This window comes from Flavobacteriales bacterium (assembly GCA_016712535.1).
Classification (GTDB): Bacteria; Bacteroidota; Bacteroidia; order Flavobacteriales_F; family PHOS-HE28; genus PHOS-HE28.
The window spans coordinates 2213468-2238312 of record JADJQW010000002.1; the positions used below are offsets into that span (position 1 = coordinate 2213468).

Sequence of the window (24845 nt, forward strand, 5' to 3'; positions counted from 1 at the left end):
CGCTCGTGATCTGGTTCCGATGCCCTAACGCCCCACGATCACGAATTCCGTGCGACGGTTGCGCGCGCGGCCTTCGGGCGAATCGTTCGAGGCCACCGGCTGGGTGGGCCCAAGCCCTTTGAAGCTCAACCGCGCCGTTGATATGCCCTTTTCCTGCAGGTAGCCCATCACCGTGAAGGCCCGGTCGTTGCTCAGCGCCATGTTGTCCTCCAACCGGCCTACGTTGTCGGTGTGGCCTTCGATGCGGATCCTGATCGACGGGTTCTCCTTCAGGAAGGCGATCAGCTCATCGAGCACGAACTCGCTCGCCTTCGTGATCTCCGCGCTGTTCGTTCCGAAATTGATATCATTCACGCGGTAGCTCTGGTTCACGGCGATGCGCTGGACGCTCATATCGGCCTTGGCCACGCCGCCGCGCGCAGTATCGGCCACGCTGAAGCTGCGCGAGTCGAAGACGTGCCCTTCCTTCTTCACGGTGACCACCACATCGCTGCCGGCCTTCAGGCGCACCACGGTCGCATAGCGCCCATCCACGCTATCGGCCTTGATCACTTCGGTCTTGCGCGTGTCCATGTACTTCACCTCAACCGTGGCGCCGCGCACCGCCTGGCCTTTCTCGTCCTTCACCTCGCCCTTCACGATCAGCACCTCATCGGGACGGACATCCATAGGCAGCGGGAAGCGCATGATGTCGAGCCCCCCCGCCCCTTTGTAGCGCCCGCTGGCGAAATAGGCGGTGCGTCCATCGGCGCTCACGATCAGCCCATGCTCGTCCTGGTCGGTGTTGATGGGGTGACCGATGTTGCGCGGCTTGGTCCAGCTGCCATCGTCGTTGAGCTTGCTGAAGAAGATGTCGTATCCGCCGATGCCCTTTTGGCCGCTGCCGTTCGCCGCAGGCTTAGCCGCGAAGTAGAGCGTGCGGCTGTCAGCGTGCATGAAGGGCGCCTTCTCATCGCCATCGGTGTTGATGCCCGGCACGGGCTGCGCGGGCGACCATGTCCCTTTGCCCTCGCGGCTCGAATAGAAGATGTCGATGCCCCTGCTGCCCTCCCGGTTCGTGGCGAAATAGAGCGTGCGCCCATCACCGCTGAGGCTGGGCTGGCTCTCCCAACTGCTTGGCCCGTTCACGGCCTCACCTATCTCATCGAGCCCTTCCCACTCCCACTCCTGCCCTCCTGCATCGAGGTTGAATTTGCTGTTGAAGTGCGAGCGATGGATATCGCAATTCCGGTAACCGTTGGCATTCGCTGGGCCGCACACCGTGACGAACATCTCCTTGTTGTTGAGGCTGATGGTCACGCCGCCGTAGCTGTCGCCGGTATTGAAGGGGTCGGGCAGCACGCGGCCAGCGTTGAACTCATCGGAGGCGCTCTTGCGGCGGGCCTCCGTCAATTCCTCCACGTCCCGCGCAACCAGGTCGCCTTTGGCCTTCACCTGCCGCTTGCGGGTGAAGAACAGCATCTCGTTATCGGGAGAGAGCATGGGCAGGTACTCATCGGTAGGCGTGCTCACATTCGGGACCGGCTCCGGATTCAGGTTGCCGGTGTTGCGGTAGAAATCGGCGTAGAAACCCAGTTCGGGCATCATGGCCTCCACTTCGGCGTATTGCTTGTCGTAGCTCTTGCTCACGCGCGCGGGATCATCGGTCGGGAACTTCCGGAATGATTCGAGGTCACGGGCAGCGCCTCCGAAATCGCTCTCGGCGTAGCGCATCATGCCGAGCTGGTAGAGCACCTCGCTGTGGTAGGCAGGGCATTTGGCCTGCACGGCCTCGAAGTACTTGATCGCGCTGCTGAAGCCCTTGCCGGCCTCACGCGCGATGCGCGACGCCGAGAGCCCCAAACGGTAGTGGCATTCCACGCACTCCGCGTCGATCTCCAGCGTGCTCTTCAGCTTGGCGTGGCGCTCCTTCGGGTCCTTCGCCTTGGCGGCCTCATCAAGGAGCTTGATGATCCTCTTGTCGGTGGGAAGTGCGCACGGGTCGTCATCTTGAGCACTCGATGCGCTGCCGGAAATAAACAGCAAAGCGCATAGGATCGCGCGCGCGGCTTTGGCCTGTGCGCAACCTTCAACCTCCCCAAACCTCAACCTGCTCAATCTCATTTCACAGTTGTATCCGTGGCCTCCGCCTTGGCAACGAGCGCATCCCCTTGCTTGCGGGCCTCATCCACGAGGGCGTCGGCTCTCTTATCGGCTTCAGCAAGGGCGCGCTGCTCCACCTTCTCAGCCTCTTGCTTGGCCTTGTCGGCAACGATCTTCGCAGCAGCCCTTGCCAATGGGTTGGACACTTTGGCGAGCTCATCATCCGCGGCCTTGTAGGCCTGCGCCTTCACCTTCGCCGCCTCCGTGCGCGCATCGGATTTCAGCAGGCCTGCCCGCGCCTGGGCCTCTGCGATCAGCCGGTCACGCTCTGCCTTGGCCTGTGCGATCAGCTCTTCCTTCTTCTTCCCGATCTCCGCATTGATGGTCTCCTTCACCTCGGTGACCACGGCATCCTTCACATTGGCCGTGCCGCCGGCGAAGACGGGCTTGACCACGGGCTTGGTCACCGTGCCGGTGAATTTGATCGTGGCATCAAGTTCCTTCGGCACCTGGAAGTTGGAGCCGATGGCGGTATTGGCCTTGCCGAGCAGGCCGCCCACCGCACTGGCCGCGCTGGCCCCGAAGATGTCCGTGGGAATCTTCGCCTTCATGTCGTAGTCGATGTCCTGCTGCGCGAAGCCCGTGCTTCCCTTCACTTCGCTCTGGATCCGATCGATCTTCACCTTGAAGGGCTTCACTTCCATTCGGCCGTCCCTGAATTCGTAGCTGAAGCTGACATCCTGCAGCTTCGTGTTCTCGATCTCCTTCACCTTGAGCGCCTTCGCGAGGTCAACCAAGGGCTGGAAGCCATCGACCTGGACATTCCTCGTCAGGAGCGTTCCATCGCCAGTGAGCGTGTTCAGGTCAGCCTCCATCCGCCCGTTCAAGCGGCCTTTCATGTCGAGCTTGGTGCTGAAAGTGCCCTTGCAGGTCTTCGCGATGGGCGCCACCTTCTGGACCATGTCCACATAGGTCACGGTCTTCTGGATATCGAGGTCCTTGATATCGTAGCGGAAGTCGATGCGCGGAGCCTTGTTGTCCGTGGCCTCGTAGCCGCCAGCCATCAGCACACTGCCGTCGAAGAGGTTGAAGAACACATCCTTCAGGTCCACGCGCTGGTCGTGCACATGCATGCCGCCACGGACATTGGTGAGCTTCATCTGGTCGTAGATCACCTCACCGGCCTTCAGCCCCATCCGGAAGTCGATGTTGCTGGGCACTTCGATCACGCTCATCGGCGTGCTGTCGGCCGGTGCGCTTTCGGCTTCGGGCGAATCACTCGGACCCATGAGTTCATTCAGGTCGAATTTGTCCGCCACGAGGTCGAAGCTGCCCGTGAGCGTGCTGTCGCGCAGCCACCATTGGATGTAATTGTCCATGCGGCCGTTCGCCTGCAGGTTGCTGCTTCCCAGGCTTCCGGTGAAGCTGGTGAGCGCCAGGAAGCGCGGGCTGAAATCGAACTGCAGCGCCTTGATGCCGACGGCGTACGGCAGCGAGTCGGAGGCGTAGTTCATGCCCGCGAGCGTCACGCGCCCATCGGCCTGGAACTCCTCGTATCGCTGCGCCTCCACATCGCTCATGGCGCCTTTCATGCGCACATCGGCTGCGAGCTTGCCCTGCAGCTCGTCGCCTTCCATGGGCACCACTTTCTTCACGCTGGCGAGATCGAGGTCGGCCTTCAGCTCCGCGTCCACATTCGGGTCGCTGATGGGATGCGTGAGGTGCATGCGCGCTTCAACCGGATTGCCGGCCATCTTCATGGCGAACCGCTTCAGGTCCACCACAGTGCCGTCGAGGTCCTTCCCGCCCGGGCTGTTCACCTTGAGGTCAACATGGATGTCGTCTACCGAAGCGGGCAGGTCGGGATACTTGAATCGGCCATTATCAACCTCCATCACCAAGCCGAATCCGGGCATGCTGCTCTCACTGTACGTGCCCTTCACATGACCGCTGAAGGCCGCCTTCCCGCTCATCTCCACCCCATTCAAGTCGGTTGCGAAATCAGCGGGGACGAGCGATAGCAGGGTGGCGAAATCCGTCTTCTTCGCGTTCCATGTCAGGTCCATGTCGATGGGGTCGCCGGGCATGGCCAGCCATCCATCGAAGCCGAGCACGAGCTCATTGATGGTCGCCTCGTTCTCCTTGAACGCGAATTTCATGTTCGGCATGTCCATATCGATGTCAGCCTTCACGTCAGCCTTCACGTTGCGCAGGTACTTCACGCCATCGAAGACCACATTGGCCGTGTCGGCATGCAGCACGGTCTTGAGCAGGTACAGGTCCTGCGTCATGTCTCCGCTCCCCGTGAGGTCGAGGCTGAGCAGATCCATGTAATAGCCGAGTGAGGCATCGTCGTAGACCAAGCGGCCATCGGCGATCGAGAATTCATCCAAGCCAAGGCGGAATCCTGCAGAGGTGTCCGCAGATGCTTCCGCTTCCACGGCAGCGCTGTCGGCCTTGGCGATGTCCCAGTTGGCTGTGCCATCGGTCAGCACCTTCACATGGATGTTCGGCTTCTCGAGGTGGATGCGCTTCACTTCGATGCGGTCGCCGAACAGGCTCTTGATGTCCACGGTGGCGATCAGGCCAGCGATACGGGCCAATTCCACGCCTTCGAATGGAGCGGTATTCAGCACGCTCACATCAGCTATTTCCACCGTGAGATTGGGGAAGCTCCGAAGCAGGGTGATGTCCCATTCGCCCCAATTCACCGTGGCGTTGAGGCTCTTGTTCACCTCCACCTTCACCGCTGCTTCGATCTTATCCTTGAAGAGGATGGGGATGAGCACCGCTGCCGCGAGCAGGAGGATGAGCAGGATGCCGAACGAAAGGAGGATTCGCTTGAGCCACTTCTTCATGTTTCCTGGTTTTGACTGCCCTAAGGGTGCGCGAAGTTCGCGCACGGCCCACCCGATCCCGTGCCGGGGTCGCCGCCTTGTCAACGCCAACCTGTCGGTCCGCTGGACTCCGTCCGGTATGAACCCATTCCCCAACCCCGCAACGCTCCACCGCGAACTACACTTGCACCAGCCAGCATGCCAGCGAAGAAGAGACCTCAGGTCTTCAGGTTCACGGCCCCATTGGAGCGCATGACGGGACGGTTCGCCTGGAGCTACGTGGAGTTCCCGCACGATGTGAAGGAGCTCTTCGGCAAACGCGGCGAAGTGCGCGTGAAATGCGTGATCAACGGTGTGGCCGCAGACCGTGCACTGATGCCCACGAAAAGCGGCTACCACATCATCGTGCTCGGCGGAGACCTGCGCAGGCAGGCCGGGATAGAACGGCCCGGCGAACCGGTGAAGGTGGAATTGTGGCTTGACCCCGAGCCCGACCGGATCAACATCCCGGTGGAGCTGGCAGAGACGCTCGATTTCATCCCGGAGATGAAGGCAGCTTGGGGCAAGCTCACGCCTGGCATGAAGCGCAGCATGTGCTACTGGGTAGGCAGCGCCAAGACCGAATCCACGCGCGCCAAGCGGATCGCAGAGCTTCTGCGGCGATTCGAGGCCGGTCATTTCCAAGTGGGGAAAGGGCCGGAGCCTCCGGAATCAAAGAGCCGGAAATGAAGAAGCCTCCCGACAGATCGGGAGGCTTCTGATGAATCGCGTGCTTGCTTACTCGGCGGCAGGAGCCTCGCCTTCTGCAGCACCCTCGGCGGGAGCCTCCTCGGCAGCAGGAGCGGCAACCTCAGCAGCGGCCGAAGCGGCAAGCTTGGCACTGAGCTTCGCGGCCATCTCCTCGGCCTTCTTCAGTTCGGCGGCAACGCGGTCCTTGGCGGCCTTATCGGCGCCATCGGCGAGCTTGGTGCGCTTGCTCTCGATCTTGGCGTTCTTCTCATTCATCCACGCATCGAAACGGCGGTCGGCCTCCTCTTGCGTGAACGCGCCTTTCTTCACGCCACCATTAAGGTGGTTACGGTAAACGATGCCCGTGTAGCTCAGGATCGCACGGCAGGTGTCGCTGGGCTGGGCGCCTTTCTGCAGCCAGTCTAGCGCCTTCTCGCTGTTGATCTCGATGAACGCAGGGTTCTGGTTGGGATCGTAGGCGCCGATCCGTTCGATGTACTTCCCATCGCGCGGGGCGCGGGAATCAGCCACTACCAAGTGGTAGTAGGGCTGGCCTTTCTTGCCTTTCCTCTGAAGGCGGATGCGAGTTGGCATGTCGCGGTTTGTGTTTAGTTCCCGGAATTGGGGCCGCAAATATGGGCTTTTTCGGGCGAAGAGCGCATGAAGGGCTTCAGCCTAGGGCCAAAGAGGTTCACCGAAGCACGCGCCGGCACGACCTTTAGCCCGATGCGCATCACCCCTGCCCTTCTATTCCTGTTGGCGTCCAGCGCCTTGGCACAAACTACCGCCGAGCCCAACCTCATCCCTGAACCCGTGGAATTGCGGATGGAGCCCGGCAAGCTGGATTTGGGCTGCCCGTGGCAGGTTGAAGTGAGCGAATCCGCCTCCAAGGGATTATTCGACCTGCTTCAAGCGGAACTGGCGCCGCTTCAATTGCCGAAGGCCAAGGACTGCCTGCTGCCGCTCCGGATCCGATTCGAGATCATTCAACCCGAGACCATTGCATCGGATGAGTGGCACACATTGCATGTGCGGCCGGATGGCATCAGTGTCATGGCACCAACCGAAGCCGGCCTCTTCCGTGGCAGCCGCACCTTGATCCAACTCATGGAGCAAGGCCGCGAAGCGGGCTCCCTCCCCTGCCTCACCATCACCGATTGGCCACGCTTCCAATGGCGCGGCATGCATCTGGATGCCTGCCGTCACTTCTGGAGCGTGGAGTTCACCAAGAAGTACATCGACCTGCTGGCACGCTATAAGATGAACCGCTTCCACTGGCACCTCACCGAGGACCAGGGCTGGCGCATCGAGATCAAGAAATATCCAAAGCTCACAGAAGTGGGCGCATGGCGGAAGGGAAGCCAGGTCGGGCCGTACAGTCGGCGCGAATACGACAGCATCCCCTATGGCGGCTTCTACACGCAGGAGCAGATCCGCGAGGTGGTGGCTTACGCGAAGGCAAGGCAGATCACCGTGGTGCCGGAGATCGAGATGCCGGGGCATGCCATGGCTGCGCTCGCCGCTTATCCGCATCTCGGTTGCACGGGTGGACCTTACGAAGTGCAGAAAGGCTGGGGCGTCTTCGAGGATGTGTTCTGCGCGGGCAACGACAGCGTCTTTACCGTGATGCAGGACGTGCTTACGGAAGTGATGGCGCTATTCCCTGGCGAGTACATCCACATCGGAGGCGATGAGTGCCCCAAGGAGCGGTGGAAGGCCTGCGCGAAATGCCAGATGCGCATGAAGGCGGAGGGTTTGAAGGATGAGCATGAGATTCAGTCGTACTTCATCCAGCGCATCGAGAAGTTCGTGAACAGCAAGGGCCGGAAGATCATCGGCTGGGACGAGATCCTGGAAGGCGGGCTTGCGCCGAATGCAGCCGTGATGAGCTGGCGCGGCACCGAGGGCGGCGTGGCGGCGGCGAAGCAGAATCACAATGTGGTCATGAGCCCCGGCAGCCATTGCTACTTCGATCACTACCAAGGCGATCCCGCGAACGAGCCGCTGGCGATCGGCGGCTACACCACCGTGCAGAAGGTGTACAGCTACGAGCCAGTGCCCGCGGAGTTGAACGCCGAAGAGGCCAAGTACATCCTCGGCGCGCAAGGCAATGTGTGGACGGAGTACATCCTGACGCCGGGGCACGTGGAGTACATGGCCGTTCCGCGCATGCTAGCCCTGGCAGAGGTGCTGTGGACGCCGAAGGAGAAGCGGGTTGAAGGGGACTTCATCCGACGGCTGGAAGATGAGTTTCCGAGATTGGATGCAATGAATGTGAATGCGAGCAAAACGATGTACGCCCCCACGGTCAAACTTAAGTCGAGCGGTGCTGGCGTGATGAGCATTGAAGCACAGGCCAGTGCTGGAAATACCGAGGTACGAGCGCGAATGCTGGCCTCAGGTGCAAAAGGTGCATTCAAGGATTGGCCATTCGAACTGGTATGGCAGCCAATGAAAGCATCTACCACGGTTTCATCCGCGAACATGAGCAACCTGACAATTGAGGTCGCCAGTTTTCGAGGTGATGTTATGGTGGGGAATCCGCTGAAGCGAACACTTCTGTTCAACCTCGCCACCGCCCGCCCCATCACGCTCAGCGTACAGCCTAACGAGCGCTACAACGAAGGCGGCTCGTTCACCTTGGTGGATGGCATCACCGCGCAGGAGAAGCGCGTGAACACCGAGTGGCTCGGCTGGCGCGAAGGCGTTACTATCACGTTGGACCTGGGCAGCGAGCAGGAATTCGGATACGTCGGCATCGGCGCCTTGGACGAGACCCATAGTTGGATCCACCTGCCGAAGTACGTCAAGCTGCACACCAGCGTGGATGGCAGGACATATGTTCCTCGGTCCGTCCTTTCGCCGTACCAAGGGAACAAGCACGGCGGTCGCGCGGCTTATGAAGCGGCTTTCGTGACGAAGCACAGAGCGCGCTACATCCGGCTCGACATCGAGCACATCGGCAAGATCCCCGATGGCCATGCCGGCGCGGGCAACCCGGCATGGATGTTCCTGGATGAGATTGAGGTGCGCTAGAACGATCTTTGCGCAACGAGAACGCCATGAGACACCTCCTCGCCATCGCACTCCTGCTGTGCGGCCTATCAGCCTTGGCCCAGAACACCATCCACAGCCTCGCCATCGGCAATTGGCGCAGCGGCAGCCCGGTGTACCTCACACCGGTGATCCAGACCACTGAAGCCATGAGCAAGGTGAAGCTCGCAGCGCAGTTCCGCGCGCAATACGCTGAGCTGAAGGACATCGCCGATGACAATCTCGACGTGCTGCTCTTCGGCACCAAGGACGAAGCCGATGAGAAACGGGCCTCGCTGCACCGCTCCTACAGCCATCGTAAGTTGGAAGTCGTGCTGCTCGAGCCTCCCGTACGAACGGAATAGCTCAGCGCGCGATCACGACAGGCACGCGCCACTCGCTGCCAACGCATGCGATTCGCGCCGCATAGCGCCCAGGAGCCAGGCCGCTCACATCCACAGATGCTTCGATGCCCAAGCGGGCGGTGAGGACCATGCGTCCGGATGCATCCCGCAATTCCACGTGCATGGCTCCGCATGAGCCAGCGAAGAAGAGGTGATCGCTCGCGGGAATTGGAAAGGCTCGGATAAGATCGTTCGCGGTCGTGACGATCAGGGTTGAGTTCACGTCGATGCTCCAGAGCGCCGCCGTGAAGCCGTTCGCGAGCTCGTTGCTCAGGATCCATTCATCGGGCGTGAGCCAGGCGACCCCTTCGGTCTGATGGTCAAAGAGGTCCACCTGGCGGCGGATGCCCGTCTGGCCGAAGAAATCGTGGCCCTGCACCGCGTTGAACAGGATGATGAAGGGCTGGCCAGGATCATCCTCATGGCCGAGCAGCACGAGGCGACCGGCGCCATCCCATGATGCTGCGGTGACCAGGCCGTTCGAGTCGTGATCGCCGCGAACGTTGGCCACGTGCGTTCCTGGGGTGGCAGGCAACGCGTAAAGCCGCGTGGTCTCGTCGATCCAGCGCTTCGTGAACAGGAAAAGGCTGTCATCAACGGCGATGAAGGCCTCACAGTCGAAGTTGGTGCCATTGAACGCCGGCGTGAAGTCCGTTTGATCGGCGAAGGAGAAGGCGATCACCTCCACCTGGACCGAAACGACGCCTTCATCCTCCAGCTCCGATCGCGGGATGCGATAGATGCGGAGGTCCGTGCGGGAGCCCGAGTTATTGCCGAAGTCGCCGATATAGACCCAATCGGCGTCGGCCGTGATGTCCTCGTAATCGATGTTGCCCGCGCCGATGAGCTGCACGGTGCGCGTGACGGTGCCGTTCACTGGATCAACCTGCAGCACCGCTGGCGGGTTGCCGCTATCAAGCACCGTCCACACCGTGCCATCAATCACCACCAGCCCACTGGTCTCATTCAGCTGCGCAGGGAGCACGGAGAGCAGGTCGGGCGTGATGAGCTGCGCTCCTGCAAGAGATGGGATCAAGAGCGCGATGAGCATGCACCTCATTCCGCGAATGTCGGCTCTGGATCCGTGTCCAGTTCCGAAAGCCATCCATTACCTGCGAACAAGCTGCCGTGACCGCTGCTCGCTCGCCCTTGGTGCTGGACACGCATCCCTGCTATCTTCCGCACCCTATGGGCCACCTGCTCGACTTCGATCCGGAGAACCGCCTCCTCCCTTCCCGCGGCCGGTTGCTCGTGAGCGAGCCCTACCTACCGGACCCCTACTTCCGGCGCACGGTGGTGCTGCTCTGCGACCACAATGACGAAGGCTCATTCGGCTTCGTGCTGAACCGAAGCATGGACATCACCATCAACGACCTCATGGAGAATTTCCCGCCCGTGAATGCACACGTGGGCATCGGCGGGCCCGTTCAGAGCGGCGAGCTTTATTACCTGCACACGCTGGGCAAGGCCATTGAGGGCAGCGCCGAAGTGGTGGACGGGGTGCATATGGGCGGCGACTATGAGCAATTGCGCTCCCTGCTGGCCACGGACCCCAAGCTGAGCAAGCATGTGCGCTTCTTCGTGGGCTATAGCGGCTGGGGGCCCGACCAGCTCAAGAAAGAGCTCGGCGACCGCTCGTGGCTGATTGCCCCTGCTGATCGCCGCCGCGTGATGGACCGTCGTGTGGAAGCGCTCTGGGGCAACACCCTACGCGGCATGGGCCGGGCCTTCGCGCCGCTCGCCAATTTCCCGGAGGACCCTTCGCTCAATTAGCGGTGGCCTGCACCAGCAGGTCGGTGAGCGCGCCAGCCATCTTGTGCGTGTATCGCTTGGTGCGGTAGCCGCCCGCCCAGCGGATGCCTTGGATCGCGTTGGTGAAGAACAGCTCGTCGGCCGCCAGCAGGTTCTGCGGGTTCAAGGAGCACTCATACACCTTGATGCCATTGGCGATGGCGAGGTTGATCACCTGCGCGCGCATCACACCGCCCAGGCAGCCATCGGTGAGCGAAGGCGTGTAAAGCACGCCGTTGCTCACGATGAAGAGGTTGCCCGCGCTGCTCTCGATGATGTTGCCGCGATCGTTCTGCAGCAGGCAATCATCGAGGCCGCGCGCCCGGCTCCAGAGCGCCGCCATGATGTAGTACTGGCAATTGAGCGTCTTGTGCCTGGAGAGGTCATTCACCGGCTTGCGCATCTCCGGCCAGATGTCAACCAGCAGTCCGTTCGGGTTGAGCACGTGATGCGGCTCTTCGATCGGCTTGAGTTCGATGGTGTAGGCGCCTTGGTCGGTCTGCGGGCGGTAATACCCGCTGCCGCCGCGGTACAGGGTGAAGCGCATGCGGCCGCTCATGATCCCCGATTTCTGGATGATGGCCTGCACCGCCTCACCGAAGCGCTGCCGGTCGAATCCTTTCGGGAGGGTGATCCGCAGCAGATCGGCGCCAGTGCTCATGCGCGCCCAATGCGCATCGAGGAAGCACGGCTTGCCCCCTACCACGCGGATGCTCTCGAAGAGGCCATCGCCGAAGTGGAATGCACGATTGTCCAGCCGGAGCACGGGCTCATCGGCCGGGTGCAGATCGCCGTTATGGTCCACCCATTCGGTCATGCGGGGCGAAGTTCGCGCTTCACGGCCACGCGCAGATCGCCGTTGGCAGGCACCAGCACCCCCCGAACGCCCGCTGATCCAGCAGCCTGCACATCGCGCTCGCGGTCTCCGATCATCACCGAACGCGCAGGGTCGATGCCAAGGCGGGCCACGGCCCTCTCCAGAAGCAAGCTCCCGGGCTTGCGGCACAAGCATTTGCCCTTCGAGGGGTGGTGCGGGCAGTACAGGACCAGGTCGATTCGCGCGCCTGAAGCGGCCAATTCGGATTCCAAACGCTCGTGGAGGGCCGAAACTTCGGCGTGCCCATACAATCCCAGCCCGATCCCGCTCTGGTTCGTGATCACGGCCACGGCATAGCCAGCATCCGAAGCGGACCGCACCGCCTCGGCCACTCCAGGCAACAGCTCGAAATCGGCCATGCGCCAAGTGTGCTCCCCGCGCTCGCGGTTGATCACGCCATCACGGTCCAGGAAGAATCCGGGTCGCAAGCTCATTCGCCGAGGATCTGCGTGATGAAGGCGGCCACGGTGCCCGGGTCGAGAACGATCATGAACACCAGCCCGAACACGGCGCCATAGAAGTGGGCATCATGCGCCACGTTGTCCTGGCCACGCTTGTCCATGTACCAACTGTACGCCAGGTAGAGACCACCGAAGACCCAGGCCGGTATGGGCGCCGGAATGAACAGGAAGCGGATGGTGTTGGTGGGGGTCATCAGGATGTACGCGAACAGCACCGCCGAGACAGCCCCGCTGGCCCCCACAGCGCGGTAGTTCGGATCATGGATGTGGCGCCGGTATGCGGGAAGCGAAGAGAAAAGGACGCCACCGAGGTAGAGCGTGGCGAAAGCGAGCGCCGGCGCCGCCGGGGCGTAGAACCAGAGCGCTTGCTCCACATGCTGCCCGAAGCCAAAGAGCACGAACATGTTCACCAGCAGGTGCGGCCAATTCGCATGGATGAAGGCGTGCGTGATGAAGCGGTGCCATTGCCCGCGAGCCTTGATCACGAAGGGCTCGAAGAGCAGGTCGCTGAAGAGCTTCTGGTTCCCGAACGCGAGGACCGATAGCACCACGCTGGCACCAAGCAGAAGCAAGGTGATGGGGGCGCCGGTCTCGTCGAGCATGCATCAATAGGTATGGTCCCGCAAGATCCTCCACCCCTCAGGCTGCCGCTCCCAAAGCAGTGCAAAGGCCCCTTCCAAGGTATCGGCCTTCCGGTGCAGGGCCCAGGATCCCGAGAGCCAGGCATGGTCCGCGCCTGCGGGCAGCAGCTCGTGTATGCCGAACCGGAGATCGCCCATATGCTCGGGTGTGGGGTACGAACGCATGTAGTTCTCCGTGACCTGCTGCTTGCCGCATGTATTGCCCTTCGGGCTGTGGAAGCAGATGCTGTCGGCATAGGCTGCCATGAAGCCTGGAATATCGCCCCGGTCCCAAGCAGCTTCCTGTTCGGCCATGAGCTGGCGGATCGCCGATTCATCGGCCTGCCCGAAGGGAGCTTGGCACGATGCGACCAAGAGCAGCAGGATGACCAATTGACGCATGCGGGCTAAAGAAAGCAAAAGGCCATCCGCCTTTCGGGGGATGGCCTTGGTAGCGCGGGGGAGACTTGAACTCCCGACCTCAGGATTATGAATCATGCGCTCTAACCAGCTGAGCTACCGCGCCAAGCCCCAAGGGGGTATTCGAGGGGCGGCAAATATAGGATCGGCATCCAAGGCGGACTTGCACGGAAAAATCATCCGTCTACCTTTAGCCGCTACCCTACCAACGCGCATCGACCTATGGCCAAGAAGAAGTCCTCGACATCCAAGGGAGTGAAGAAAACCTCGAGCAAGCCTTCCGCTCCCCCGAAGAAGAAGCCTTCAGCCGGAAAAAGCGTGAAGCCATCGAAGGCAAAGCCGAAGACCGTTGCCAAGGCCTTGAAGAAACCCGTCGCGAAGAAGTCCCTTGCCAAGGCCAATAAGCCGGCACCAAAGGCAACCAAGCCGAAACCGAATACCCAATCACCGAGCTTGAAGAAGGCCGCAAAGCCGAGGTCCGAGGCCAAGGCTGCGAGCCCCAAGAAGGGGGTGAAGCCCGTAGCTCAGGCACCAGCGAAGAAGCCGCTCGCCAAGCCCCCGCTGGCGAAGAAGGTCGCGAAGCCTGCTGCTCCCAAGACCTCAGATCCCATTCAGGCAGCTGCTCCCAAGCCGGAACCCAAGCGCGCTGCACCGGCGCCAGTGATCGCAACAGCGCCAGCCGAGAAACCGGTGCCGCGCCCAGTGGAGCGGAAACCCCTCAAGGAGCGCGTGGTGATCGAGTTCGAGATCAACAGCAACCCCAACGTGCTCTATGAGCTGATCAGCTCACCGAGCGGTTTCAGTGAGTGGTATTGCGATGATGTGGACGTGCGCGGCGACCATTACACCTTCAAATGGGGCACCGATGAGGAGGCCGCCACCATGATCGGACGGAAGGCACCGGAGGTGATCCGCTTCCGTCGGAACGATGATGACGACCCGGCCGCCTATTTCGAGTTCCGCATCCGCATCGACGATATGACCAATGAGGTGGCCCTGATCGTCACCGACCATGCCTGGCCCGGCGATGTGGAGAATGTGCGCAGCCTCTGGTCGTCGCAGATTGCCAACCTCACGCGCGTGCTGGGCGCATAGGTCCCTGATCGGCGCACCTTTGCCGCCGTTGGTGCGCCCAATGGCCGCATGAAGAAGCTGCATCGCATGATCATCCGGGCCTTCATCGGCCCGCTGGCCATCACGTTCCTGGTGGTGGTCTTCATCCTGGTGATGCAGTTCCTGTGGAAGTACGTGGACGAGCTGATGGGCAAGGGACTCCCGATCAGCGTGGTGCTGGAACTGCTGCTCTATGCAGGCTCGAGTTTCGTGCCATTGGCCCTGCCGCTGGCCATCCTGCTCGCTTCGCTGATGACCATGGGCGGATTGGGGGAGAACAGCGAATTGGTGCCGATGCGCTCTGCTGGCCTCGGGCTCGGCCGCATCCTGATGCCGCTGATCGCCTTCACGCTGGTGCTGGCCGGCTTCTCCTTGTTCTTCAGCAACAACGTGCTGCCCCGGGCCAACCTCAAGTTCCACAGCCTGCTCTATGACATGCGCGAGAAGAAGCCTGCGCTGAGCATCACCCCCGGCATCTTCTACAACGGCATCGACGGCTTCTCGATCCGCGTGATGGACAAGGATGTGGAGACCGGCCGGCTCACTGATGTCCTCATCTATGACCATCGCGGAGCCCGGCGGGGCAACAGCACGGTGATACGAGCCGAACGCGGGATCATGGAACGCAGCGCCGATGGGAATTTCCTGGTGCTCACCCTCGAGGACGGGCACTTCTACGATGAGGGAGGCGCTCCTCCCGACCGCCGTGCGCGCTGGCCCATGATGCGCGGCACCTTCACCAAGGACGTGATCACGATGGACCTCAGCGGCTTGGGCATGCAGCGCACCGACGAGGACTTGTACCGTGACCACTACAAGATGCTCACCATGGGGCAGCTCACCAACGGGATCGACAGCCTCAACGGGACCTTGGCGCTCCGCCGAGCAGAGCAAGCGGATCATTTGCGCAACAGCCTCTTCGCGCTGCGCACCGTGAAAGCACCGATCCGCGACGCACAGGATCCGAAGCCCTCCATGCGGTCCTGGCTCGATTCGCTGCCGCCTGCCGCCCGGAGCGAAGCCTTTGACCTGGCCATGAACATGGCGCGCGCCAATGCCAGCTTCGCCGAGCGGTGCGCGCGCGAAGTGGAGGGCCGGCAGGACCAGCTCGCGCGTTTCTCCGCTGAATGGCACCGGAAGCCCATGCTGGCCATGGCCTGCCTGGTCTTCTTCCTGATCGGCGCTCCACTCGGAGCCATCATCCGCCGCGGCGGCATGGGCCTCCCGGTGGTGCTCGCCATCCTGTTCTTCCTGGTGTTCCACATCGTGAGCTTCGCCACGGAGAAACTCGTGATCGCCGGTGAGATGAGAGGCTGGCCGGGCATGTGGATGGGCCTGCTCGTGCTCCTGCCCGTTGGCCTCTTCATCACCTGGAAGGCATCGGTGGACAGCCCCCTGCTTGACCGCGATGCGTATCATCGCGGCTGGGAGCGCCTCCGCTCCCGTTTGCGCCGAAGCAAGAACGATGCGCATCCTGCAGCTCTGCAATAAGCCGCCCTGGCCGCCCATCGATGGCGGGAGCAAGGCCATGCACAACATCACCAGGGGCCTGCTCAGCGCCGGCCATCAGGTGAAGGTGCTCTGCATCAGCACCGCCAAGCAGCCGCTCGATCCAGAATCCGTGCCCCCTGATTTCATGCGCGCCACCCGGATGGAAGGCGTGTTCGTGGACACCGCCATCAATGTGGTGGATGCATTGTCCGACCTGCTCACGGCGGACAACTACAACATCAGCCGCTTCTTCTCGCCGGACATGGACATCCGGCTCATCCGGCTGCTCTCCGAGGAGAAGTTCGACATCGTTCAGCTCGAGAGCCTCTTCATGACGCCTTACATCGCCACCATCCGGCGTTATTCCAAGGCCCGCATCGTGCTGCGCAGCCACAACCTCGAGCACTTGATCCAAGCGCGCATTGCCAGCGGTGAGCGCAACATCATCAAGCGGCCCTATCGGCGCTACCTGGCCAAGCAGCTGGAGGATTACGAGATGGCCGTGCTCGACCGCGTGGATGGCGTAGCCGCGATCAGCCCCAGCGATTCAAAGCACTTCCGCGCTCATGGCACGCGCACCCCGGTGGTCTCCATCCCCTTCGGCGTGGACCCAGCCGAATACCCGTCGGACCCCATCGACCCGAATCGCGCCCCTGCGTTCTTCCACCTGGGCAGCATGGATTGGCTCCCGAACGAGGAAGGCATCCGCTGGCTATTGGAGAGCGTATGGCCCAAGGTGCTACGCAAGCAGCCCAAGGCCCAGCTGCATCTGGCTGGCAATAAGATGCCCGCTGACCTGCTGCGGATCGACATGCAAGGCGTCCAGGTGAAGGACCGCGTGAAGAATGCCGTGAGCTACATGCACAAGCACCAGGTCATGGTGGTGCCGCTCTTCAGCGCCGGCGGCATGCGGGTGAAGATCATAGAGGGCATGGCCATGGGCAAGGCCGTGGTGAGCACGCCCATCGGCGCCGAGGGCATCGCATGCACCGACGGCAAGGACATCCTGCTCGGCACCACCGCGCAAGAATTCGCCGAGCACCTCATCGCGCTGCATAGCGGTCCGGAGCGCGCGGCCGCCATCGGTAGGGCCGCGCGAAAGCTGGTGCTTCGCTCCTACGCCGATGCGCCCATCGTAGAGGACCTCACCGCCTTCTACAAGCGCCTGCTGAAGGCATGAGATTGCTGGTGCTTCTCTCCCGTGTGCCCTATCCGCTGGAGAAGGGCGACAAGCTGCGCGCCTATCACCTGATCGCACGGCTCGCCAAGCGCCATGAGGTGCATCTGGTCTGCCTGAGCGATACGCCCACCGACCCAGCGCACATGGATCACCTGGCCCGCTTCTGCACCAGCATCGAAGTGGTGCGGATCCAACGCTGGCGGATCGTGCTCAAGCTGTTCACGGCCCTCTTCTCGCGGTTGCCTGTGCAGGTGGTCTATTTCCACCATGCCCATGCGCAGCGCCGCATCGATGCCGCGATCGACCGGATCAGGCCTGACCACGTGCTTTGCCAGCTCGTCCGCACCACGGAATATGTGAGGCACCGCTACGAACTGCCGAAGACGCTTGATTACATGGACACCCTGAGCAAGGGCATGGAGCGCCGAACGGAGACCGCGCCCTGGTACCTCAAGCCCATCTTCCGGCTGGAGACGCGACGCCTCATCCGCTACGAGAACCTCATGTTCGACCAGTTCGACCATCAGGTGATCATCAGCACGCAGGACCGTGACTACATCTACCACCCATGGCGCGATCGCATGGCTGTTGTGCCCAACGGTGTGGACATGGAGCACTTCACGCCGCAGGAGGAGAAACCCACCTTCGACCTGGTGTTCACGGGCAACATGAATTACCCGCCCAACATCGACAGCGTGCTCTTCCTGGTGAACAAGGTGCTCCCGCTGGTGCGACAAGCGAAACCAGGAACCAACCTGCTCATCAGCGGGGTGGACCCCAGCGCAAGCGTGCGCGACCTGGCGCGCAAGGACCCCCTCATCACGGTCACCGGCTGGGTGAAGGACATCCGCAGCTCCTACGCGGCGTCGCGCATCTTCATCGCCCCCATGCAGATCGGCACCGGCCTTCAGAACAAATTGCTCGAGGCCATGGCCATGCGCATGCCTTGCATCACCAGCGCCCTGGCGAACAATGCCGTGGGCGCGCCGCCTGGCGATGCCGTGCTCATCGGGGAGACGCCCGAGGACTACGCCCGCCTGGTGCTGCGCCTGCTCGACGACGCCGAGGAGCGCGAACGCATCGCACGGAATGGATATGCCTTCGTCCGAGAGCGATTCGACTGGGACCGGAGCGCAGCCAGCCTTGAGCAGCTGATCACCACCACAGCGTGATCGCGTTCAAGTGCGATCTTCGGCGCATGCGCTCCCTCATCGCCATAATCTGCGCCTTCGTGGCTTGCATGGCTTCGGCGCAGCATGGGCCGCGCATCGGCATCGGCCTCGCCACCCGAGGTCCGGGCGTTTTCGGCGGGAGCAAGGCCGACATGCTGCCCGGCCCTTTGTTCGGCTGGTACTTCGAGGCACCCTTGCACCCGCAGGTATCCCTGATGCCGGAGTTGCTCTGGATGACCAAGGGCGCTTTGGTCCGTGTTCCAGCATCAGGCCTCAGCACCGTTTTCACCCTGCGCTACATCGAGGTCCCATTGCTGCTGAAGGTCTCCACCGACCGCAAGCCCAATGGCCTTTTCATCCTCGCTGGGCCCGGCCTCGGCTGGTTCGTGCGCGGGCGCGAGCAGCGCTACCTGAACGGCCAGCTCACCTTCGATGAGCCCGTGACCCTCGCTGACAATGAGCGCCGATCGCAGTTCAGCATCACCCTGGGCTTCGGCATGGAAGGGCAGCGCTGGGGATTCGATGCGCGGGGGCAATCGAGCACCGGCCTGCTGGATCCGGTGGTGCGTCCGCAGAACCAGGTGTACATGCTCACGGTGTATTTCCGCTTCAATAATCCGAAGCCACCTCCAACCAATGATGAGGAAAAGCAGGAGGATTGACCATTGATCCGATCCACATGCCCTTCACAACAGCCTCCTCCCCTGCCCGCAAGGCTTTCCGCGATCATCCGCTGCTCAAGGCTTTCCTCATCTTCTTCCTGCTCGTTTGGGCCTGGACTTTCATCGGCACCACCGACCGCGCCAATTGGATCACGGAGAACGCGCTCACCATCCTGTTCATCGGCGGGCTGGCCATCACCCACAAGCGCTTCAAGTTCAGTGATGCAAGCTACACGCTCATGTTCGTGTACATCCTGCTTCACATCTACGGGGCCATGTACACCTATTCCGAGAATCCCATGGGCTACTGGCTCAAGGATGCCCTGCATTGGGAGCGCAACCACTACGACCGCATCGTGCACTTCAGCTTCGGCTTCCTCCTCGCCTACCCGATGCGCGACTGGTTCATGAACCACTTCCAATGGCCGAATTGGGTGTGCTGGGTGCTGCCCGTGGAGATCACCATGAGCTTCAGCGCGGCCTACGAGCTGATCGAGTGGGCCGTGGCCGACATCTTCTTCCCCGCGCAGGGCGTGGCCTACCTAGGCACCCAAGGCGATGTTTGGGATGCGCAAAAAGACATGGGGCTGGCCTTCAGCGGAGCGGTGCTGGCGATGGTGCTGGCGAGCATGGTGAAACGGATGAAGCCGCGTTCAAGCCCGATCGGAACGTCTTGATCAGGATGAGGCGCATGACAACCTTCCACGTTATCGCCCTTTCCGTGCTGAGCGTTGCGCTTACCGCGGAAACCGATGCCCAGACGGCTATAGGGTATCACGTGGGCGGCGCATGGTCGGGAATGGCCAGTGCAAGTACCGTAGGCTATAGCAGTCGCCTTGTGCCAGCGGCAGGGGTTGCTTTCGAAGTACCGATCACGCGCTACTTGTCGCTCATGCCTGAGGCTGCCTACCACGTGCGCGGTGCGCGCGAATCCCTCAATTTCCTGGCTCGACGATACGGATTGATCTGGAAGTTCAACTACATCGACCTCAATGCCATAGCCATCGTCAGAGTCGGCCAGAACCCGGTTCGCCCGCACTTCCTGATCGGGCCATCCTTCGGCCTATTGAACAGCGCATGGCTGCTTCACCTGCACGATAATGAGGTCATTGAAAGGGAATCGCTCGATGCTGAGCGAATGAAACTGGGCCGGACGCAATTCAGCTTGGTTGCGGGTGCGGGCTTCACCTTCCGCGTCGGTGGTCATCGGCTCATGGTCGATGGGCGATATGCCCATGGATTCACCGATCTTATGGGCGCGGCTACCGTAACGGACTCTTATGGCGTAGTCGTAAGGCAGCTGAGTGGCTACGAGCGCACTTACTCCTTAGATCTCGTGTATCTGCTCACGATCCCTGAGGCTCATCGGCCTAAGTGAGCCTCAGCGCTTCGTGCGCACTTTGCTCCAAGGCTTCACCTGCCAGGTAGCTGTTCCGGTGGCCACATGGTTGCCGGCGATGTCGTGCAATTCAACGGTGCTGGTGTAGTCCACGGACTCGGCTATGCGCAAAGGCGCGATCACCTGTTCCTCAATGGCGCTCGACAGGTCCGGTGCCGATGCGATGACACGTTGCTTGGCCTGGTAGCTGTACTGCATGCGCAGCTCGCGCAGGATCATGCGGTACTGCTTGGGGTCGAGGCGCTCGATCACCGCCAGCCCGCTGCACATCTCCGCCGCCGTGGCCAGCGCGCAAGCATGCATGCCCTTGATGTGGTTCCGGTTGATGCGCCAGTACGGAAGCTCCACGCTCATGCCGCCATCCTTCAAAGGCACTACTCGGAATCCGTGCGGCCGGTTGAAAGGAATGAACCAGGGCAGCAGGAAATTCGCGAGCCAGCGATGCGCCCAGGAATGGCGCGCCTTTCCCAGCAGGTCGGAGAGCTTCATGCGAGCGAAGCTATCCGTTATCAGAGACGGTCGTTCGCCAGGTTCGCCAGCGGGCTGCGCTCCCCTTTCTCCAAGGTGATGTGCGCAAAGAGCGGATCGCCCTTGGCCTTGTCGATGAGGTAGCTCAGGCCGTTGCTCTCGCTGTCGAGGAAGGGCGAGTCGATCTGGTGGATGTCGCCGGTGAAGACGATCTTGGTGCCTTCGCCCGCGCGGCTGATCACGGTCTTCACCTCCAGCGGCGTGAGGTTCTGCGCCTCATCGACGATGAAGAAGATGTTGCTAAGGCTGCGGCCGCGGATGTAGGCGAGCGGCGCAATGGAGATCTTGTCGTTCTCCAGCATCTCATCGATGCGCTTGGGCGTGCTGTCGTGCTTCTCGAACTGGCCCTTGATGAGCTTGAGGTTGTCCCAGAGCGGCTGCATGTAGGGATCGAGCTTGCTCTGGATGTCGCCGGGCAGGTAGCCGATGTCCTTGTTGCTCAAGGGCACCACGGGGCGCGTCACGTAGATCTGGCGGTAGTCGCGTCGCTGCTCCAGGGCGCAGGCCAGCGCCAACAGCGTCTTGCCGGTTCCCGCAGCGCCTTGCAGGGTGACGAGCTTGATCTCCGGGTCGAGCAGCGCGCTCATGGCCAGTGCCTGCTCGGCATTCTTGGGACCGATGCCGAAGACATTCTTCTTCTCTACGCGATCGACCGTGGAGGTGCGTGGATCGTACTTGGCGAGGATGCTCTTCTTCTTGTGCTTGAGGATGAAGAAGTGGTTGCCTTTCGGCACCTCAAGCCCCAGTTCCTCAGCGGGAACTGAGCCTTTCTCGAATAGGCCATCGATGGCGGCCTCGTTGAAATCATCCACCACCGTGCGGCCGGTGTAGAGCTGGTCGCTCACGTTGCGCACCTTGCCGGTGAGGTAATCCTCGCTCAGCAAGTTGAGGCTCTTGGCCTTCAGGCGCAGGGCCACATCCTTGGTCACCAGCACCACCTTTCGGCCTTGGTTCTGCCGCTGCAGGGTGAGCGTGGCGTTGAGGATCTGGTGGTCGTTCTTGCCATCCTGGAACACCTTGGTGGCATCGACCCCGTTGAGGTCGTGCTTGGCCACCACCTTCAGCTTGCCGTGGGTGGCGCCGTTGAGCGGTATCCAGTCCGTGAGGACGTCGCGCTGGGCTATGCTGTCGAGGTGGCGGATGAACTCCCGCGCCTCGTAGTTGATCGTATCATTCCCTTTCTTGAAGGTGTCAAGCTCCTCGAGCACCTGTATCGGTATGGCTACATCATGCTCTTCGAAGTTGGTGATGGCTGAGTGGTCGTGCAGGATCACGGATGTGTCAAGCACGAAGATTTTCCGGTCTTTCTTCTTCATTCGCTCAAGGAACGGTGTGAGCCAAAAGTATCCGGGTGCCGGACGGGGCTTGGGTGGACGGTGCGCGCACTTATCCACGATCGATCGTGCCGTGATCGATCAAAGCGTTGATGGGCGCTGAATGCCGCGCGTTCGTCGTTCCTTTCGGCCATGCGCACCGATTATCCTGCGAAGATCCTGCTGGCTTGGGGCGAAGCCATCAGCGGCAACGCGGCGCTGCGCGATTGGCTCATCCAGAACGGCTATCCCGAGCTGGGCATCTTCACGTTCGCCCTGCGCAACAAGGCCGACGCGCGCAAATGGCTCATGGACAACGGCCACCCGCACCTGATGGCGGTGATCAACGGGATCGAGGGGAACGCTGCCGCCTTGGACTGGCTCGAGCGCAACAATATGGGCATGCTGAAGCAGGTGGCCCTCACCGGTGATGGAGATGACGAGGCCTTCAAGTGGCTCCTGCAGCATGGCCACCGGGAAATGGCCATGCTCGCGCAGAAGATGCGCGTGGTGAAAGCTGCGATCGAGGAGGACAACACCGATCCGCACAAGTACCCGAAGGGATAGCGGCCCAGTACCCCTTGGGTACATTTGGCCGCCTTCTCCGCCATGCACCGCCACCGCATCGTCATCGAGCCCGGAACCGCCGACCTCCGGTACTGGCGCGAGCTCTGGGATCATCGCGGCCTGCTCCTCTTCCTTGCCTGGCGCGATGTGCTGGTGCGCTACAAGCAGACCGCCATCGGCATCCTCTGGGGCCTGCTGCGGCCGGCCATCACCATTGGAGCCATGGGCTTCATCGGATGGCTCTTCGGTGCCGAGGTGCCCGAGGGAACGCCGCGCGTGATCACCGTCTGCGCCGCAGTGCTTCCATGGCAGTTCTTCGCTACCAGCTTCGGTGAAACGGCCAATTCGCTCGTGGCCAACAGCAACCTGCTCACGAAAGTCTATTTCCCGCGGCTGGTGCTCCCCTTCAGCACGGTGCTCACCAGCCTCATCGACTTCGCGCTCGCGCTCGCCGTGATGGCCATGCTCATGGTCATTTACGGATTCGTCCCAGGCATCGAAGCGCTGCTCCTGCCCTTCTTCCTCCTGCTCGCGTTGGTGGCATCATTCGGTCCAGGGCTGCTGATCGCTTCGCTGAACGTGAAGTACCGGGATTTCCGCTACCTCGTCCCCTTCATCGTGCAGTTCGGGCTCTACATAACGCCCGTGGCGTTCAGCAGCGCTGCGGTGTTCGGCAATCCCGCCATACCGGAGGCGCTCAAGCTGCTCTATGCGTGCAACCCGATGGTGGCGGTGGTCGATGGCTTCCGTTGGTGCCTGCTCGGCGGCAATGAGCCCATCCATCAAACGGGCTTCCTCGTTTCATGCGGTGCTTCGCTTGCGCTCCTGCTCATCGGCGTCGTTCGCTTCCGACGCACCGAACGCGGCTTCGCCGACATCATCTGATCCATGGCCGCACCGATCATCCGCGTGGAAGGGCTGGGCAAGCGCTACGTGCTGCGGCACCAGCGCACGGAGCCTTACACCGCGCTGCGCGATGTGATCGCGGACAAGGCGCGTGGGCTCTTCAGGCCGAACGGCTCAAGTGAGGCATCGGAGTTCTGGGCGCTCAAGGATGTGAGCTTCGGCATCGCACCGGGCGATCGCGTCGGCATCATCGGTCGCAATGGCGCGGGCAAGAGCACTTTGCTGAAGATCCTCAGCCGCATCGTGCATCCCACCCAGGGCCGCGTGGAGATCGAGGGGCGCTTGGCCTCGCTGCTCGAGGTGGGCACAGGCTTCCATCCTGAACTGAGCGGCCGTGAGAACATCTACCTCAATGGCGCGATCCTCGGCATGGGCCGGAAGGAGATCAGCGCCAAGTTCGACGAGATCGTGGCCTTCGCCGAGGTGGAGCGCTTCCTGGATACCCCGGTGAAGCGATACAGCAGCGGCATGTACGTGCGGCTCGCCTTCGCCGTGGCCGCGCACCTGGAGCCCGAGATCCTCGTGGTGGATGAAGTGCTCGCCGTGGGCGATGCTGAGTTCCAGCGCAAATGCATGGGCAAGATGAAGGAAGTGGCGCACGGCGGCCGCACCATCCTCTTCGTGAGCCACAACATGGCCGCCATCCAGAACCTGTGCAGCACGGCCATCTACCTGAAGCACGGGCAGGTGCAGGCCCAAGGCGAAGCGGGCACCGTGATCACCGAGTACCTCCGCAGCAGCAGTGACGCCGCCCGGCAGGACCTTGCGCTTCGGCAGGACCGCCAAGGCAACGGCGCCGTGCGCTTCATGAGCTTCAGCATCACGGATGATCAAGGGCGGGGACTGGCCGCCTTGCAATGCGGATCACCCGCAGCGCTGCATTTCGACTTCGAAGCGGCAGGTGCAGTGCACGACCTGCACCTGGCCATCGGCATCGACGATGAACTGGGCACGCGCGTGGCGCAATTCAACAACGAGGCGACAGGGCAGGTATTCGTGGACGCCGCCGGCAAGAGGCGCATCACGATCAGCATTCCGAAATGCGCGCTGCGCAATGGGCGCTACACCTTCACGCTCTTCAGCTCCGTAGCCGGAGACACGGCCGATTACCTCTTCAATGCAGGGAGCTTCGATGTGGAGGACGGCGATTTCTATGGCACCGGCAAGCTGCCTCCCGGCGACCAGGGTGCAGTGCTGCTCGAACATTCATTCAGCATCAGCTAGGTGGAGCGATTGATCCATTTCGCACGCCGAATCCGG

General features: G+C 61.8%; 25 protein-coding genes and 1 tRNA gene. 14 read left to right on the forward strand and 12 right to left on the reverse strand.

Annotation, left to right across the window (positions count from 1 at the left end):
* Window positions 1–24 precede the first annotated feature (24 nt).
* Together IPK70_09270 and IPK70_09275 are read right to left on the reverse strand one after the other, a co-directional pair.
* Window positions 25–2025, reverse strand: a complete 2001-nt coding sequence (locus IPK70_09270; GenBank protein ID MBK8227348.1) for an OmpA family protein — start codon at window positions 2023–2025, stop codon at window positions 25–27.
* A 74-nt stretch (window positions 2026–2099) separates the two neighbouring features.
* The gene (locus IPK70_09275) at window positions 2100–4940 is read right to left on the reverse strand and encodes an AsmA family protein (protein ID MBK8227349.1); all 2841 of its coding nucleotides are present in this window, start codon (window positions 4938–4940) and stop codon (window positions 2100–2102) included.
* Between the two features lie 177 nt (window positions 4941–5117).
* Between IPK70_09275 and IPK70_09280 the strand changes: the two genes are divergently transcribed.
* The gene (locus IPK70_09280; protein ID MBK8227350.1) at window positions 5118–5648 is read left to right on the forward strand and encodes a DUF1905 domain-containing protein; all 531 of its coding nucleotides are present in this window, start codon (window positions 5118–5120) and stop codon (window positions 5646–5648) included.
* 48 nt (window positions 5649–5696) lie between these two features.
* Here IPK70_09280 and IPK70_09285 read toward each other — a convergent pair whose 3' ends face one another.
* Window positions 5697–6242: a 30S ribosomal protein S16 gene (locus IPK70_09285; GenBank protein ID MBK8227351.1), complete on the reverse strand. Its 546-nt coding sequence runs from the start codon at window positions 6240–6242 to the stop codon at window positions 5697–5699.
* Between the two features lie 132 nt (window positions 6243–6374).
* Here IPK70_09285 and IPK70_09290 point away from each other — a divergent pair, with 132 nt between their 5' ends.
* On the forward strand, window positions 6375–8684 hold the full coding sequence (locus IPK70_09290) for a family 20 glycosylhydrolase (GenBank protein ID MBK8227352.1): 2310 nt from the start codon (window positions 6375–6377) through the stop codon (window positions 8682–8684).
* Between the two features lie 26 nt (window positions 8685–8710).
* On the forward strand, window positions 8711–9046 hold the full coding sequence (locus IPK70_09295; protein ID MBK8227353.1) for a hypothetical protein: 336 nt from the start codon (window positions 8711–8713) through the stop codon (window positions 9044–9046).
* Between the two features lies 1 nt (window position 9047).
* Here IPK70_09295 and IPK70_09300 read toward each other — a convergent pair whose 3' ends face one another.
* Entirely contained in the window at window positions 9048–10145 is a 1098-nt protein-coding gene (locus tag IPK70_09300; GenBank protein MBK8227354.1) for a T9SS type A sorting domain-containing protein, read from the reverse strand.
* A 128-nt stretch (window positions 10146–10273) separates the two neighbouring features.
* Between IPK70_09300 and IPK70_09305 the strand changes: the two genes are divergently transcribed.
* Window positions 10274–10858: a YqgE/AlgH family protein gene (locus IPK70_09305; GenBank protein MBK8227355.1), complete on the forward strand. Its 585-nt coding sequence runs from the start codon at window positions 10274–10276 to the stop codon at window positions 10856–10858.
* On the opposite strand, the gene IPK70_09310 is transcribed toward IPK70_09305, so the two are convergent.
* The 6 genes from IPK70_09310 to IPK70_09335 form a co-directional block, all read right to left on the reverse strand.
* The gene (locus IPK70_09310) at window positions 10851–11693 is read right to left on the reverse strand and encodes an aminotransferase class IV (protein ID MBK8227356.1); all 843 of its coding nucleotides are present in this window, start codon (window positions 11691–11693) and stop codon (window positions 10851–10853) included. The two genes, IPK70_09305 and IPK70_09310, sit on opposite strands and share 8 nt — an antisense overlap.
* On the reverse strand, window positions 11690–12187 hold the full coding sequence (locus tag IPK70_09315) for an HAD family hydrolase (GenBank protein ID MBK8227357.1): 498 nt from the start codon (window positions 12185–12187) through the stop codon (window positions 11690–11692). Before IPK70_09315 ends, IPK70_09310 begins: the two co-directional genes overlap by 4 nt.
* Window positions 12184–12816, reverse strand: coding sequence for a rhomboid family intramembrane serine protease (locus tag IPK70_09320; GenBank protein MBK8227358.1), 633 nt, complete (start codon window positions 12814–12816; stop codon window positions 12184–12186). Before IPK70_09320 ends, IPK70_09315 begins: the two co-directional genes overlap by 4 nt.
* A gap of 3 nt (window positions 12817–12819) precedes the next feature.
* Window positions 12820–13236, reverse strand: coding sequence for a nuclear transport factor 2 family protein (locus tag IPK70_09325; GenBank protein ID MBK8227359.1), 417 nt, complete (start codon window positions 13234–13236; stop codon window positions 12820–12822).
* 47 nt (window positions 13237–13283) lie between these two features.
* Window positions 13284–13360: transfer RNA gene (locus IPK70_09330), tRNA-Met, on the reverse strand.
* A 91-nt stretch (window positions 13361–13451) separates the two neighbouring features.
* Window positions 13452–13742 carry a hypothetical protein gene (locus IPK70_09335; GenBank protein ID MBK8227360.1) on the reverse strand — a complete coding sequence of 97 codons (291 nt, stop codon included), beginning with the start codon at window positions 13740–13742 and terminating at the stop codon, window positions 13452–13454.
* Between the two features lie 22 nt (window positions 13743–13764).
* Between IPK70_09335 and IPK70_09340 the strand changes: the two genes are divergently transcribed.
* From IPK70_09340 to IPK70_09370, 7 genes are read left to right on the forward strand one after another with little or no spacing between them, the layout of a single operon-like run.
* Window positions 13765–14349: a hypothetical protein gene (locus tag IPK70_09340; GenBank protein MBK8227361.1), complete on the forward strand. Its 585-nt coding sequence runs from the start codon at window positions 13765–13767 to the stop codon at window positions 14347–14349.
* A 48-nt stretch (window positions 14350–14397) separates the two neighbouring features.
* Window positions 14398–15858 carry an LptF/LptG family permease gene (locus IPK70_09345; protein ID MBK8227362.1) on the forward strand — a complete coding sequence of 487 codons (1461 nt, stop codon included), beginning with the start codon at window positions 14398–14400 and terminating at the stop codon, window positions 15856–15858.
* On the forward strand, window positions 15833–17038 hold the full coding sequence (locus IPK70_09350) for a glycosyltransferase (protein MBK8227363.1): 1206 nt from the start codon (window positions 15833–15835) through the stop codon (window positions 17036–17038). The genes IPK70_09345 and IPK70_09350 overlap by 26 nt, the downstream gene beginning before the upstream one ends.
* Window positions 17035–18210, forward strand: coding sequence for a glycosyltransferase (locus IPK70_09355; protein MBK8227364.1), 1176 nt, complete (start codon window positions 17035–17037; stop codon window positions 18208–18210). The genes IPK70_09350 and IPK70_09355 overlap by 4 nt, the downstream gene beginning before the upstream one ends.
* A gap of 26 nt (window positions 18211–18236) precedes the next feature.
* Window positions 18237–18872, forward strand: a complete 636-nt coding sequence (locus tag IPK70_09360; protein ID MBK8227365.1) for a PorT family protein — start codon at window positions 18237–18239, stop codon at window positions 18870–18872.
* A gap of 17 nt (window positions 18873–18889) precedes the next feature.
* Window positions 18890–19549: a DUF2238 domain-containing protein gene (locus IPK70_09365; protein MBK8227366.1), complete on the forward strand. Its 660-nt coding sequence runs from the start codon at window positions 18890–18892 to the stop codon at window positions 19547–19549.
* A 14-nt stretch (window positions 19550–19563) separates the two neighbouring features.
* Window positions 19564–20250 (forward strand): PorT family protein, encoded by a 687-nt coding sequence (locus IPK70_09370; protein ID MBK8227367.1) that lies wholly within the window; start codon window positions 19564–19566, stop codon window positions 20248–20250.
* Window positions 20251–20253: 3 nt separating this feature from the next.
* On the opposite strand, the gene IPK70_09375 is transcribed toward IPK70_09370, so the two are convergent.
* Together IPK70_09375 and IPK70_09380 are read right to left on the reverse strand one after the other, a co-directional pair.
* A complete protein-coding gene (locus tag IPK70_09375; GenBank protein MBK8227368.1) occupies window positions 20254–20760 on the reverse strand; it encodes a DUF4442 domain-containing protein in 507 nt (168 codons plus the stop codon).
* Window positions 20761–20780: 20 nt separating this feature from the next.
* Window positions 20781–22115, reverse strand: coding sequence for a PhoH family protein (locus IPK70_09380; GenBank protein MBK8227369.1), 1335 nt, complete (start codon window positions 22113–22115; stop codon window positions 20781–20783).
* A 150-nt stretch (window positions 22116–22265) separates the two neighbouring features.
* Between IPK70_09380 and IPK70_09385 the strand changes: the two genes are divergently transcribed.
* From IPK70_09385 to IPK70_09395, 3 genes are read left to right on the forward strand one after another with little or no spacing between them, the layout of a single operon-like run.
* The gene (locus tag IPK70_09385; GenBank protein MBK8227370.1) at window positions 22266–22679 is read left to right on the forward strand and encodes a hypothetical protein; all 414 of its coding nucleotides are present in this window, start codon (window positions 22266–22268) and stop codon (window positions 22677–22679) included.
* A 42-nt stretch (window positions 22680–22721) separates the two neighbouring features.
* Complete coding sequence (locus IPK70_09390) at window positions 22722–23564, forward strand: ABC transporter permease (protein MBK8227371.1); 843 nt, start codon at window positions 22722–22724, stop codon at window positions 23562–23564.
* Between the two features lie 15 nt (window positions 23565–23579).
* Window positions 23580–24809 carry an ABC transporter ATP-binding protein gene (locus IPK70_09395; protein ID MBK8227372.1) on the forward strand — a complete coding sequence of 410 codons (1230 nt, stop codon included), beginning with the start codon at window positions 23580–23582 and terminating at the stop codon, window positions 24807–24809.
* The last annotated feature ends 36 nt before the right edge of the window (window positions 24810–24845 follow it).